Origin of the sequence: Kribbella sp. NPDC058245 (assembly GCF_042882005.1) — a bacterium.
In the GTDB taxonomy this organism is placed as follows: domain Bacteria; phylum Actinomycetota; class Actinomycetes; order Propionibacteriales; family Kribbellaceae; genus Kribbella.
Genome location: NZ_JBHVWY010000019.1, coordinates 188,612 through 201,825 on the forward strand (window position 1 = coordinate 188,612; position 13,214 = coordinate 201,825).

Consider the following 13,214-nt stretch of genomic DNA (forward strand, 5'->3'; position numbering starts at 1 on the left):
TGTGAACGTACGCGGTGGGCGCCCCTTGGGCGCGAGCGGAATGCGAGGGCAGTGGTGAGCCAGTCCAACTTCTCCCGTCCCGGAGCGATCGATCTGTCAGCCTTGCGGCGGCCGGCCGGAGCCCCTGGGCCCGGAGCCGGTGCAGGTGCAGGTGCGCCCGGTACGCCGGCCGGTGGTGCTGCCGGCTCGTACGTGCTGAACGTGAGCGAGGCGACGTTCCAGAGCGACGTGATCGAGCGGTCCCTGCAGGTGGCCGTGGTGGTCGAGTTCTGGTCGCCGCGGGCGCAGGGCGCGGCCCAGCTCGGCGAGGTGCTGACCAAGCTCTCGACCGAGTACGCCGGAAAGTTCCTGCTGGCCCGGATCGACATCGACGCCAACCCGCAACTGGCCCAGGCGGTCGGCGTGCAGTCGGTACCGCTGGTGATCGCCGTACTGCGTGGTCAGGTCGTGCCGCTGTTCCAGGGTGCGCTCGGCGAGGCTGAGGCCCGCCAGTACCTCGACCAGCTGATGACGGTCGCTGTGGCGAACGGCGTCACCGGCCGGGCCGAGCCGGTCGGACCGGCCGCAGAGGCTCCCGTCGAGGAGGAGGACGCACCGAACCCGCGCTATGCGAAGGCGGAGGACGCGGTCGGTGCGGGTGATCTCGAGGGCGCGATCGCGGCGTACGAGGAACTGATCAAGGAGACGCCGAACGACGCCGAGGCGAAGTCGGGCCTGGCCCGGGTTCAGCTGGTGAAGCGGACCCAGGAGGCGCCGGCCGACATCCGCACGCGGGCGGCTGACAACCCGTCCGACATCGAGGCGCAGTTGCTGGTCGCCGATGTCGACCTGATGGGCGGTCACGTCGAGGACGCGTTCGCCCGGCTCATCACGACCATCCAGACGACCGCGGGGGACGAGCGCAACACCGTTCGCCTGCACCTGCTGGAGTTGTTCGAGGTCGTCGGCGCCGAGGACGAGCGCGTCGGCAAGGCGCGTCGCCGGTTGATGGCCGCGCTGTTCTAACGGTCGAGTATTGGATCTGTGGTCAGTGTTTCTGACACCCGGGCGAGGAGCGCACGCAGTACGTCGCGCTCCTCGTCGCTGAACGCAGCGGCAAGCCGGCGCTCGACGCCCGTGGCCCGCTCATCGGCCTGATCCAGCGCCTTCCGCCCGGCCGGAGTCGGGCGCGTCTCGATCACATGCTTGTGCAGCGGGTGCGGTGTGCGCTCGATCAGACCCGCCGCTTCCAGGTTGCGCAGGATCGTCGTCATCGTCTGCGGGGTCACCAGGCAGCGCCGAGCCAGCTCAGCGGCTGAGATCCCCGGCTGCTCGTCCAGCACGAACAGAGCGGCGTACTGCGGCACTGTCAGGCCTGCCGGCTTCACTGCGGCCGCCTTCGCGGCCTGCAGGTCTTGCTCGACCCGCTTCAGGTGACTACCGAGCCGCTCGTCGAAGGACATCCGCATACCACCCATCGTACGAACACTTTTCGGCATATATGCATTGACGAGCATCAGACCTCTGATTAGTCTCTGTACTCGTATCCATCCGAGAGGGGTTCTTCGATGTTGCGTTTCACTGCGGCTGTTGCCGCTGTTCTAGCTCTGACCTCGCCTGTTGTCCCTGCGGTGGCGGCCCCGGCTGGGGTCTCGATCACCGGGCACACCACTGACCGCTACCCCGAGGGGATCGCCTGGGATCCGACCCGGCAGGCGTTCCTGATCGGGTCGATCGCGACCGGCCGGATCTCGGTAGTCGGCCGCGATGGCGTCCCGCATCCGTACGGCGTCGCTCCCGGCATCTCCACCTTCGGGCTGCATGTCGATGCTCCGCGCAACCGCGTGCTTGTCACGTACGGCGATATCGGGTCGGGCGAGCGCTCGTCCGAGGCAACGGCGTACAAGCAGTCCGGCGTAGCCGTCTACAACCTGCGGACCGGTCGACTGCTCCAGCGCGTCGACCTGAACACCGCACGGCTGAACCCGGCCGGCGGCAAACACGGCGCGAACGACCTCGCGATCGATGCCGTGGGCAACAGTTATGTCACCGACCCGGCCGGGGACGCGATCTACAAGATCGACGCGGCCGGTCACGCGTCGGTGCTGGTCCGGGATGTCCGGCTGCGCGGCGACTCGATCGGTGCGAACGGGATTGTCTGGGATCCGGCCGGCTTCCTGCTGACGGTTCGCTACGACACCGGCGTACTGCTGAAGATCACGCGGGGCGGCCGCATCTCAGAGGTTGCCGTAGGCAAGAAACTGATCGGTGGCGACGGACTGGCGATCACCCACGACCGGCGGCTGATCGCCGTCACCAACAAGCTGGGTGCGCCCGGCGCCGAGGAGGTCACCGTGCTGTCGAGCAACGACGGTTACCGTACGGCGCGGGTACGGTCGGCGCAGGCCTGGCCCGTCGTCGCCCCGACCACCGCCGCCATCACCCCCGCCGGGACCTACGTCCTCAGCGGCAGCATCGACGTGCTGCTGAGTGGCGGCTCCTCGGACCGATTCACGATTCGTCGGGCCGACGTCGTACCGAAGAACGGGTAGTGGTCGCCCGCGGACCCGACAACTGAGCGTGCGACTCGACCTCGGATGCCTCGCCGACCGGCGACTACCCGTTCGCCGGTACACCTCGACCTGAAGGGGCGACACCTCGCGCCCACCCGTCCGCCGGTACGCCCCGAGCAGAAGGCTGCGGCACCCCGCGCCCATCCCGCGGACATTTGACCGGATATCCGCTCAACGTGCTGGTTCTCCCCTCAAATTTTGGGCGGAGAAGGGGCAACTTGAGGGGATCTCCCCTGAAATGGTCAGAGGCCGGGGCGGCGTCAGGCGGAGTGGCCGAGGAGTTGTTCGGTTCGCTGGCCCTCGCAGTTGGGGTCGGGGGAGATGAAGTGGTCGCCGTTCCCTGGGATATAGCAGCGGTAGATGGGGATGCTGCCGGGGGACGGCGACGTCCGGGCGTAGCCGACCGGGCCGAGTGGGCGGAGGCCTTCGCAGCCGGCGTCGCGGGTCAGCAGGTTGTGACCGCCGACCTGGCACTCGTAGAGCGCGACTGTGTCCGCAGCCGGTTCGCGGAGCAGCCGCCAGGTGCGTTCGGCGGCGAACCCACCGGGCAGGATGCGCGACGAGGCCCAGTGACCGCGGCTCGCGTTGTAGCCCCGCGTCAATGTTGTGTAGGGCAACTTTTCGAAGCCGCAGCTGAGTTGGGGCGGCGTCAGGTCACTGCGGTTGGCCAGCGCCCAAGTAGACCAGGCGGGCTTGGCCGAGCCATCGGTATTGCGCAGGCCGAGAGCCAGGCCGCCGGCGGTCTCATCGGGATGATCGACCATCCGGTGGTAGACGAAGTTCACGATGCCCGGAGTGCCTAGGACGTTGCGGAACACGTTGCAGACAGCCGCCGCCTGCTTGGCCGGTGAGGACGGCGACAGTGAGTTGACGCCGCTCTCGGTGAGTTGCACCTCGGTGGCCGCCGGGGTGTTCGGGAAGGTCTTCTGCAGCCAGCCGAGCAGGACGCCGACATTGCCGTGGGTGATGTACGGGTAGTCGTCCGGGCTGACCGCGTCGCTGCGCAGATCCTTCGCGTACGGGTGCGCGGCGACTCGCCAGGTGCGTGAACCGACGCGAGCCGCAAGCCCTTGCAGGACGGACATTCCGGCGAGCGTCGCCTCGCTCGCGGCGGGACGTTCGAGTTCGCTGCCGAACTGATGATCGATCGAGGTCAGCACCTTCGCCGCCGATTGCGCCGCGATGATCCGGTCGTACGCCGCGTTGTAGTTCGAGGCGATCTCGTCGAGCCAGCGGGTCTTGTCGCAGGCGGTGCCCTGACCGCAGCCGATGTCGAACCAGATGTTGCTGTTGACCTCGTTGCCGATCACGAAGTCCGCGATCCGGCCGTGGCCGTGCAGACCGTCGTACCGTTGCGCGATCATGCCGGCGAAACGGCCGTAGTCGGCGGGATCGTTCGGCGTACAGAACTGTTCGAAACCGGGCGCCGCGGGGGAGCAGGGCTTGCCGGCGCGGGCCCAGGCGGGGGTTCCGTAGACGACCGAGGTGACGATCACACCGCGATCGGTCCAGTCCTTGATGGCTGCGTCGGTCCGGGCGTCGACGGCGAAACAGTGGCCGTCGTACTCCTGCTCGGTGGCCGCACAGGGCGCTGCTTTGACCGACGGTTCCCAGGAGGCCCAGACCAGGTTCATCGCGACGCCGCCGGTGTTGTTGCCGGCGATCTCGTCGGGGTTGGCCCAGAAGTCGGGCTGGATCGCCTTGATCCGGTAGGCGTCCCGGGCCGGGTAGGGGAGGCCGGCCTGGGGTGCGGCTGCCGATTGGCCGGGCTGGAGGAGGGCGGCGACGGTCGCCAGGGCGATGACGAGACGGCTCAGCTGCATAAGCCGACGATGGCGGCTGACCGCGCGGGCGTCGAGCCTTGCGATCACCGCCGAAGACTCGGTGTGAACTCTTGTCATCGTGATGGATTTGGTTTGAGAATAATTCACATGAGCCTTGCCGCCGCTGGTCCGCCGCCGCCGAGCCTGGAGATGCGGATCCGTGGGCTGCTGCCCGCGCTCACTCCGGCACAGGCCCGGATCGCGACCGAGGTGCTGCGCGATCCGGCCGGGGTCGCCTCGTCGACGATCGGACAGCTCGCCGCCCGCTGCGGTACGTCGTTGCCGAGCGTCACTCGGTTCTGTCTCGCGCTCGGCCTTCCCGGGTACGCCGAACTCCGGCTCGGGCTCGCGGCCGAGACCGGCCGCAGCAGCCTGGGCTGGGAACGCGGTACCGGTGCCGAGGTCGGTCCCGACGACTCACTCGACGACGTTCTGCACACCCTGCTCCGGGCCGACACCCGAGCACTCGAGGACACCGTCGCGGCACTCGACGTGAACGCCCTCGGCCGCGCCGTACAAGCGATCTCCGACGCCCGCCGTACCGACCTGTACGCCGTCTCCGGCTCGGCGGCGGTTGCCTACGAACTGCGGCTCCGCCTGCACCGGATCGGCCGCGGCGCGAACAGTTGGAGCGACGTCCACAACGCACTCACCAGCGCCGCAATGCTCGGCCCGGGCGACGTGGCGGTCGGCATCTCGAACAGCGGCGAAACCATCGAGGTCGTCGAGCCGCTCACCCGCGCAGCCGCCCAAGGCGCCACGACCGTTGCCCTCACCAACTACCCGCGATCCCCACTCGCCCAGGCCGCCGACATCGTCCTGGTCACCGCCGCCCGCGACGTCACCTTCCGCTCCGGTGGTCTAGCCGGCCGCCACGCCCAAATGATCGTCCTTGACGCTCTCTACCTAGGCGTAGCCCAACGCGACTACCCCCTGGCCTCCCAAGCCTTCGAAGCCACCGCCGACGCCGTCTCCACCCACCGCCGCCGCTAACCCCGCGCTAACGTCCGAAGGACGCGCTGACGTGGTCTCCGATCCTTCGGACGTAGCGCGCTGGCTGCAGAGGCTCGCTTTGCGCACGGTCGCTTCGCACGCTGTCCAGGTAGGACCTCGCGCGGCCGAGTGGAAGGAGATTGCCGCCGGCAATCGATATCCGGCCGCACGGTCCTTCCACTCGATTGCACAGTTCTCACACTCGGCGGGGGCGCCTGGCATGGTCGGGCACGGGTGGCTCGTTGGGGTGGCTATTCGGGCTTGAGGGTGCCGGTGTAGATGCCGGGGGCTCGGAAGCGGAGGGCGGGGGCGGCGTACTCCTCCAGGGCGTGGGCGGTCCAGCCGACGATGCGGGCCAGGGCGAAGAGGGCTTCGCCGGCGTCGGGGCGGAGGTGGTGGGCGTGCATGACGGCGGCGATCGCCAGGTCGCTGTTGGGGAAGGACTTGGTGCGGGTGGCGATGGTGCGGACCACCTGCATGATCGGGGCGTCGCCGAGCAGGGTGAACAGGACCTCGGCGCGGGGGTCATGCGTTCGGTAGATCCTGTGGCCGAAGCCGGGGATCGGCGTACCGGTGCGGAGGCGGTCCGACAGGGCGCCAAGTGGGTCGTCCTTCGCGCGGTCCAGGAATTCGTAGGCCAGCGTCGGAGCCGCGCCGTGGTACTGACCGTCGAGTGCACCGAGGCCCGCCGACACGACGGCGTACAGGTTGGCTCGGGCGCTGGCGGCGACTCGGGCGGCGACCGTGGAGACTGCGAGGCCGTGGTCGGCGAGCAGGACCAGTACGGCGTCAAGGAGCTCGGGGCGTGGTGGCTGCGAGGACTCGGTGGCGGTGAGCTTCGGCCAGAGGCGGGTGCCGGGTGTGGCGGTGGGGGAGCCGGTGGGGCCGGGGAGGGCGGTGATGAGGGTGCCCAAAAGGGTTCGGGCTGCTGTGGTGATGGCGGTGGGCTGGAGGTCGAAGCGGAGCGGGTCTGCGGCGCTCAGTGCCGCAACGGCTACCCGGAGCTGGTCGGTGAGGCGGGCAGCGGGTGGCAGGACGGCCATGGCGGCTCGGGCGAGGTCGACAGAGGCGCGGTGGACGGGGAACGGGGGTTGGTCGGTGAGCTCGCCGGTCCAGAGCAGGTGCGCGACCGACTCGAGGGTCCGGGTGGTGGCCAGCTCGGGGACCGAGCGGCCGCGGTAGTAGAGCTCGTCACCGGACTGCAGGGTCAATGCGGACTCGGTCTCCTCGACGGCTCCGGAGTGCTCGACTGACCGGCTCGCCAGGCGCTCCACGTCGGCGACGGCGAACAGGCTGCCGCGCCGGCCGCGGGCTCGCACGCTCGTCAGCACTCCGCGGCTCACGTAGGCGTAGACCGTCTCCGGTTTCACGCGCAGCCGTCGCGCCACCTGAGCCGTCGTCAGGTAATCCTCGTCACCTTCTGCTGTCATCCCCGCTCCGTCATGCACTCATGTTGACTGGATCAACATTGACAATACTTGATTGCCTATCAACCCTGAAGTCATGTCAACGACGATCAATGTTCCGCCCGGTCTCCGCAATGTCGTCGTCACCGAGACGACCCTCGGCGACGTCCGCGGCGATGAAGGGTTCTACCACTACCGGCAGTACTCGGCGATCGATCTCGCCCAGTCGAAGACGTTGGAAGACGTCTGGTTCCTGCTCTTCGAAGGCCGGCTGCCGACCGCGGCCGAGCGCGACCAGTTCATCGCCGACCTCGCACCGCTGCGGGTGCTGCCGGACGAGGTCAGTGCAGTGCTCCCCGCCATCGCCACCGCGGGGCCTACATTTAACCCCCTGGCCGGCCTCCGAACCGCACTTTCCCTCTTAGCGGCCACCAAGAATTTGCCGCCATTGTGGGATGCCGACCCAGCGAGACGCAAAGCGGACGCGATGCTCGTCTGCGCGGTCACTCCGACCATCCTCGCCGCGCTGTACCGGCTCCGCGAATGTGCACAGCCCCTCGACCCCCGCTCCGAGCTGACCGCGGCCGCGAACTGGCTCTACCTGGTGACCGGCAAGGTGCCGACCGCCGTTGAGGCGACCGCCATTGAGCATTACTTGATCTCCACCGTCGATCATGGATTCAATGCGTCAACGTTTACGGCACGCGTCATCACCTCGACCGGCGCCGACCTGGTGGCGGCCATCGCCGGCGCGATCGGCGCGTTCTCCGGCCCACTGCACGGCGGCGCACCCGACCGCGCGCTGGCCAGCCTCGACGAGATCGGTACGCCGGACCGCATCGACGACTGGGTTCGCGCCAAGGTCGAGGCCGGCGACCGCATCATGGGCTTCGGTCACGCGGTCTACCGGACCGAGGACCCCCGCTCGCTGATGCTCCGCGACATCGCTCGCGGTATCGGTGGCGACCTCGTCGACTTCGCGACCACGGTCGAGCAGCGCATCGTCGACGTACTGGCTGAGCTCAAGCCCGGCCGCAACCTCTACGCCAATGTCGAGTTCTACGCCGGCGTCGTGATGGAGCTCTGCGGTCTCCCGCGCGCGATGTTCACGCCGACCTTCGCCGTCAGCCGTGTCATCGGCTGGTCGGCCAACATCCTCGAACAGGCCACCGACTCGAAGATCATCCGCCCGAGTGCGCAGTACGTCGGCCCGCCGCCACCGGCTCCCGTCGAGTGAACTTCAGGACCCCGTCCTCGATCGCACCGAAGCGGAAGGTGACCAGGTCGCGGGGGTAGTTCTGCCGCAACCGCCAGGGCCCACCGGCGCCCTGGCGGGGGAGGATGTCGGCGGCACGCCGGATGTAGCCCGAGGAGAGGTCGACCACGGGAACCCGAGGAGCGTCGTACTCGGCGGGGTCGATCTCGGGGCGGCAGATGTCGGTGCCGGTGGCGCGCAGGTGGTTGAGCAGCCGGGTGACGAACTGGGAGCTCAGGTCGGAGCGCAGCGTCCAGGAGTTGTTGGTGTAGCCGACGCACCAGGCCAGGTTCGGTACGCCGCTCAGCATCAGCCCGCGGTAGACGAAGGTCTCGTTGACCGGCACCGGCCGGCCGTCGACGGTGAGCTCGATCTTGCCCAGGGCAACCATCTTCAGGCCGGTCGCCGTCACGACCAGGTCGGCCTCGAGTTCCGCGCCGGACTTCAGCAGCAGGCCGGTCGGGGTGAAGCGCTCGATCTCGTCCGTCACCACGGACGCAGTCCCCTTGCGCAGTGCCCGGAACAGATCGGAGTCCGGGACGAGGCAGAGCCGCTGGTCCCACGGCTTGTACGTCGGGATGAAGTGCGGGTCGGCGGGGATCGAGTCGGGCAGTTGCTTGGCCGCCATCCGGTTGAGCAGCCAGGCGGCGTGGGCGGGGAACTTACGGAACGCGTTGTAGGTCAGCGTGCTCGTGGCGATGTTCTTCGTGCGGATCAGCCGATGTGCGAGCTTGTCCGGCAGCAGTCCGTGGATGCGATCGGCGAACGCGTCCACCGCAGGCCGGGAGGCGATGTAGCTCGGCGTCCGCTGCAGCATCGTCACGTGGGCCGCCGTCTCGGCCATCGCCGGGACGAGCGTGACCGCGGTCGCGCCGCTGCCGACGACCACCACGCGCTTGCCGGTGTAGTCCAGGTCCTCCGGCCAGTGCTGGGGGTGCACCACCTGCCCCTGGAACTCGGCCTGACCCGGGAAGTCGACGACGTACCCCTGGTCGTAGTCGTAGTAGCCGCTGCAGGTGTAGAGGAACGAGCACGTGTACGACGAGTCGCCAGTCTCGACCGTCCACAGCGCGGTCTCCGACGACCAGGACGCGCGCAGCACCTTCTGGCCGAACCGGATGTGCTTGTCGATCCCGTACGTCGACGCCGTCTCGTTCACGTACTCACGGATATCGGTGCCGTCCGCGATCGCCTTCCCTGCCCACGAGTGGAACGGGAAGCCGAGCGTGAACATGTCCGAGTCCGACCGGATCCCCGGATAGCGGAACAGGTCCCACGTCCCGCCGATCGCGTCGCGGGCCTCGAGGATCGCGTACGACCGGTCCGGCGACTGGGTCTGCAGCCGGTACGCCGCTCCGATCCCGGACAGGCCGGCGCCGACGATCAGGACGTCGAAGTGCTCCATGCGTTCCTCCTGGGGCGGAAGGGGCTTGTTGAGTATCCACTCAACAGTAGCGCGAAAACTTCCGCAACGGTGCTGTCGATTCCCCTCGGGCCCGATCGTCAGCAAGATGATCACTAGGACGCGGACTCAAGCGACGCGCCCTAGCAAGCCCGAGACAAGGGAGCCCGAGATGGCGCAGTACATGTTCCTGCTCTTCGACAGCGAGGAGTGGTACGACAACATCACCGCGGAGGAGTGGCAGTCGACGATGAAGCTGCACAACGCCTTCGCGGAGGCGGTCGAGGCGGCGGGGGCCAGCATCCTCGGTGGCGCGGCGCTGGAGCGGTCCAACACGGCGAGCACCGTCAAGCAGCGCGAGGGGGCGGAGCCGCTGGTCACCGACGGTCCGTTCATCGAGACCAAGGAGGCCCTCGGCGGCTTCTACCTGGTCGAGGCGCGCGACCTGGACCAGGCGCTCGAGCTGGCCAAGCAGTGCCCGTCCGGCAACGTCGAGGTCCGTCCCGTGATGGACACCTCCGCCGAAGCCGCGCCGCCTGCGTGAGTTGCTGCGTGAATTGATGGCAAACCACCCGCGCACGGTCGCTGCGGCGGTCGAGCGGGCGCACCGGGAGAGCTGGTCGACGGTGCTCGCCTCGGTGGTTCGGCTGACCCGGGATCTCGACCTGGCCGAGGACTGCACGCAGGACGCCTTCGTCCAAGCACTGCGGACCTGGCCGGACGAGATCCCGGTCAACCCGGGCGGCTGGCTGACCACGGTCGCGCGGCGGCTCGCCCTCGACCGGTTGCGGCGTGAGAGCACGCTCCGGCGGAAGCTGCCGCTGCTGATCGAGGAGCCGGGCGAGGTCGAGCAACCGACCGACCCGCTCCGCCTGGTCTTCACCTGCTGCCACCCGGCGCTGGCGCAGGAATCCCAGGTGGCGCTGACGCTGCGGCTGATCTGCGGCCTGACCACCCGCGAGGTGGCGGCCGGCTTGCTGATCAGCGAGCCCACGGCCGCGGCCCGCATCACCCGAGCCAAGAAGAAGATTGCGGCCGCTGGCATCCCGTACCGAATCCCGGCCGACCATGAGCTGGCGGCCCGGCTCGACGCGGTCCTCACCGTGGTCCACCTGGTCTACACAGCCGGCCACGTCGCAGCCGGTCCGGAACTGACCCGCACGGAGTTGACCGGTCGGGCGATCGAGCTCGCCGGCTTGCTCGTCCGGCTGATGCCGACCGAGACCGAACCCGAAGCCTTACTCGCCCTGCTCCTGATGACCGAGGCACGCGGCGACGCCCGGCTGAGCGCTGACGGCGAACTCGTCCTGCTCGCGGATCAGGACCGCTCCCGCTGGGACGTGAAGATGCTGGCCGAAGGAGTCTCGCGAGCCACCGCGGCTCTCCTCCGTGGACACGGCCGCTTCGCTTTACAAGCGGCGGTGGCGGGCCTGCACGTCACCGCGCCCTCCTGGGAAAAGACCGACTGGCGGCAGGTCGTCCGGATGTACGACGCCATGATGATCAGCTGGCCGACCCCGATCGTCGCGCTCAACCGAGCCGCCGCCCGCAGCCTCGTCCCCGGCGCCGATCTCGATCAGGTGCTCACGGAGTTAGATGCCCTAGGCAATGAACTGGCGCTGCGTTCCTACGCCTACCTGCCCGCCACGCGCGCCGACGTACTGGCTCGCTTGAACCGTCCGCACGAAGCCGCCCTCGCCTACGAGCAGGCGATGGAACTCACCAGCAACGAAGCCGAGCGCCGTTTCCTGGTACGACGACGCTCGGAGCTGGTCAACCGGTAGGGCCGGGGAACCAGAGGGTGTCGGCGGTCCCGGCCTCAAGGCGGCCGCGGTACACGTCGATCTTGTGGTCGATGAGCTCGAGGTTCTCCTGGAGCTCGGCGAGTTTGGTGAGCACCTCCGCGCGGTGCGACTCGAGCAGTGCGAGGCGCGCCTTCTCGTTACCCACGCCGGCCAGGACCAGATCGGCGTACTCGCGGATGACGCGGATCGGCATACCGGTCGATCGCAGACGGGTGCACATGTTGATCCACCGGAGGTCGAGCTCGCGGTACCGGCGCCGGCCGCCGCTGGTCCGGTCGACCGCGGTGATGACGAGGCCCGCACGTTCGTAGTACCGGAGGGTGTGGACGCTGACGCCGGTCCGCTCGGCGGCCTCGGCGATACTCACCCCGGCTTCGGGGACGGGCTGGGAGGAAAGCTTGACTTCGAGCACGCTCTAAATCCTAGGTTCAAGGAATGAGAGCTTCAACGAGACAGCGGCTGGTTCTGGCCATCTGCTGCCTGAGCATCATCATTTCGCTGATGGACGTCTCGATCGTCAACGTCGCCCTGCCGTCCATCCACAGCGATCTCAGTACGTCGGTCAGCGGGCTGCAGTGGACTGTCGACGCCTACACCCTGGTACTCGCCGTGCTCCTCCCGCTCGCGGGCTCCACCGCGGACCGGATCGGCCGGCGGCGCATCTTCCAGCTCGGCCTGATCGTCTTCGGGCTCGGCTCGCTCGCGTGCAGCCTGGCGCCCGGAATCGGCTGGCTGATCGCGGCCCGGGCTCTGCAGGCGATCGGTGGGACGATGCTGAACCCGGTCGCGATGGCGATCGTCGTCACCACCTTCCCGAACCGGACTGAGCGCGCCAAGGCGATCGGAGTCTTCGGCTCGATGTCCGGCCTCGCGTTCGCGCTGGGCCCGATCCTCGGCGGCGCGCTCGTCGCCACCTGGGGCTGGCGGTCGATCTTCTGGGTCAACCTGCCGATCGTCGTGATCGCCGTCGTCTGCACCCAACTGTTCGTCCCGGAGAGCCGCGCCGACAACGCCCGCCGCTTCGACCCGATCGGTCAGCTCCTGCTGGTCCTCACCCTCGGTTCGCTGGTCGCCGCGATCATCGAGTCCGGCCGCTGGAGTACGCCGACAACGGTCGGGCTCCTGGTCTGCACAGCACTGGCCGCGACCGCGCTGGTCGCGTACGAACGCCGCCGTACCGAGCCGTTGCTCGAACTGCGGTTGTTCCGCAGCCTCCGTTTCAGCTCCGCGCTGGTGATCGCCGTGGTCGCGTACTGCAGTTTCGGCGCCTACCTCTTCGTCACCACGCTCTACCTACAGAACGTCCGCGGCGTCTCGGCACTCGCCGCCGGATTGACGCTCCTGCCGCTCGGAGTCGCGATCCTGATCATCTCCCCGTACGCCGGCCGCCTGGTCGCCGCTCGCGGACCGGGCCTCCCACTCCTGATCGCCGGCACCGCCCTGGTGCTCAGTGCGCTGGCCTCGTTCACCATCGGGGCAACCACTCCACTGCCGGTCCTGCTCGGCATCTACCTGGTGTTCGGCATCTTCGTCGGCATGATCAACCCACCCCTGGTCAACACCGCCGTCTCCGAGATGCCCACCGACATGGCCGGCCTCGCCGCCTCGATGGTCTCCACCGGCCGCCAGGTCGGCATCAGCCTCGGCGTAGCCCTCGCCGGAACCGTCATCGCCTCAACACCCCTGGCCGGATGATCAATCCATCGCCCTGGCCATCGCCCTCCACCCCGCCGTACTCCATGTGCATTCGCCGGGGCTTGCACCCCCTGTCGTGACCTTGAACAAGCCATGACGTGTCCCCACCCACCCCGTCCTGTTCAAGCCCCCGATTTGTGCCCGTAAGGCGTGGTGGTGACGCGCCGCTCCGTCTGCGCCCGGCCCGGTACGGCGTTTCGTCGCGCGCCGCGCCGCGTCGCGCCGCGCCGCGCCGCGTCGCGCCGCGCCGCGCCGCGCCGCGTCGCCGGGTCCGGTACGGCGT

At 68.7% G+C, this 13,214-nt stretch carries 12 protein-coding genes; 7 read left to right on the top strand and 5 right to left on the bottom strand.

Features of this window, described 5'->3' with window-relative positions; genetic code table 11:
• Positions 1-54 precede the first annotated feature (54 nt).
• Entirely contained in the window at positions 55-1,005 is a 951-nt protein-coding gene (locus ACFVWG_RS35560) for a tetratricopeptide repeat protein (protein WP_391547871.1), read from the top strand.
• On the opposite strand, the gene ACFVWG_RS35565 is transcribed toward ACFVWG_RS35560, so the two are convergent.
• Complete coding sequence (locus ACFVWG_RS35565; protein WP_391547872.1) at positions 1,002-1,448, bottom strand: MarR family winged helix-turn-helix transcriptional regulator; 447 nt, start codon at positions 1,446-1,448, stop codon at positions 1,002-1,004. The two genes, ACFVWG_RS35560 and ACFVWG_RS35565, sit on opposite strands and share 4 nt — an antisense overlap.
• 99 nt (positions 1,449-1,547) lie before the next feature.
• Between ACFVWG_RS35565 and ACFVWG_RS35570 the strand changes: the two genes are divergently transcribed.
• Positions 1,548-2,531: a hypothetical protein gene (locus tag ACFVWG_RS35570; RefSeq protein WP_391547873.1), complete on the top strand. Its 984-nt coding sequence runs from the start codon at positions 1,548-1,550 to the stop codon at positions 2,529-2,531.
• A 281-nt stretch (positions 2,532-2,812) separates the two neighbouring features.
• Here the strand turns inward: ACFVWG_RS35570 and ACFVWG_RS35575 are convergent, their stop codons facing one another.
• Positions 2,813-4,375, bottom strand: a complete 1,563-nt coding sequence (locus tag ACFVWG_RS35575) for a DUF5722 domain-containing protein (protein ID WP_391547874.1) — start codon at positions 4,373-4,375, stop codon at positions 2,813-2,815.
• 108 nt (positions 4,376-4,483) lie between these two features.
• On the opposite strand from ACFVWG_RS35575, the gene ACFVWG_RS35580 reads away from it, so the two are divergent.
• Positions 4,484-5,368, top strand: a complete 885-nt coding sequence (locus tag ACFVWG_RS35580; RefSeq protein WP_391547875.1) for a MurR/RpiR family transcriptional regulator — start codon at positions 4,484-4,486, stop codon at positions 5,366-5,368.
• 251 nt (positions 5,369-5,619) lie between these two features.
• Here the strand turns inward: ACFVWG_RS35580 and ACFVWG_RS35585 are convergent, their stop codons facing one another.
• Positions 5,620-6,798 carry a citrate/2-methylcitrate synthase gene (locus tag ACFVWG_RS35585; protein ID WP_391547876.1) on the bottom strand — a complete coding sequence of 393 codons (1,179 nt, stop codon included), beginning with the start codon at positions 6,796-6,798 and terminating at the stop codon, positions 5,620-5,622.
• Between the two features lie 73 nt (positions 6,799-6,871).
• Here ACFVWG_RS35585 and ACFVWG_RS35590 point away from each other — a divergent pair, with 73 nt between their 5' ends.
• Positions 6,872-8,011, top strand: a complete 1,140-nt coding sequence (locus tag ACFVWG_RS35590; protein ID WP_391547877.1) for a citrate/2-methylcitrate synthase — start codon at positions 6,872-6,874, stop codon at positions 8,009-8,011.
• On the opposite strand, the gene ACFVWG_RS35595 is transcribed toward ACFVWG_RS35590, so the two are convergent.
• Positions 7,956-9,434 carry a flavin-containing monooxygenase gene (locus ACFVWG_RS35595; RefSeq protein ID WP_391547878.1) on the bottom strand — a complete coding sequence of 493 codons (1,479 nt, stop codon included), beginning with the start codon at positions 9,432-9,434 and terminating at the stop codon, positions 7,956-7,958. The two genes, ACFVWG_RS35590 and ACFVWG_RS35595, sit on opposite strands and share 56 nt — an antisense overlap.
• 169 nt (positions 9,435-9,603) lie before the next feature.
• On the opposite strand from ACFVWG_RS35595, the gene ACFVWG_RS35600 reads away from it, so the two are divergent.
• Both ACFVWG_RS35600 and ACFVWG_RS35605 read left to right on the top strand, forming a co-directional pair.
• Positions 9,604-9,975: a YciI family protein gene (locus ACFVWG_RS35600; protein ID WP_391547879.1), complete on the top strand. Its 372-nt coding sequence runs from the start codon at positions 9,604-9,606 to the stop codon at positions 9,973-9,975.
• A gap of 16 nt (positions 9,976-9,991) precedes the next feature.
• The gene (locus ACFVWG_RS35605) at positions 9,992-11,215 is read left to right on the top strand and encodes an RNA polymerase sigma factor (protein WP_391547880.1); all 1,224 of its coding nucleotides are present in this window, start codon (positions 9,992-9,994) and stop codon (positions 11,213-11,215) included.
• Here the strand turns inward: ACFVWG_RS35605 and ACFVWG_RS35610 are convergent.
• A complete protein-coding gene (locus ACFVWG_RS35610; RefSeq protein WP_391547881.1) occupies positions 11,205-11,648 on the bottom strand; it encodes a MerR family transcriptional regulator in 444 nt (147 codons plus the stop codon). The two genes, ACFVWG_RS35605 and ACFVWG_RS35610, sit on opposite strands and share 11 nt — an antisense overlap.
• A 23-nt stretch (positions 11,649-11,671) precedes the next feature.
• Between ACFVWG_RS35610 and ACFVWG_RS35615 the strand changes: the two genes are divergently transcribed.
• Positions 11,672-12,931: an MFS transporter gene (locus tag ACFVWG_RS35615; RefSeq protein ID WP_391547882.1), complete on the top strand. Its 1,260-nt coding sequence runs from the start codon at positions 11,672-11,674 to the stop codon at positions 12,929-12,931.
• The last annotated feature ends 283 nt before the right edge of the window (positions 12,932-13,214 follow it).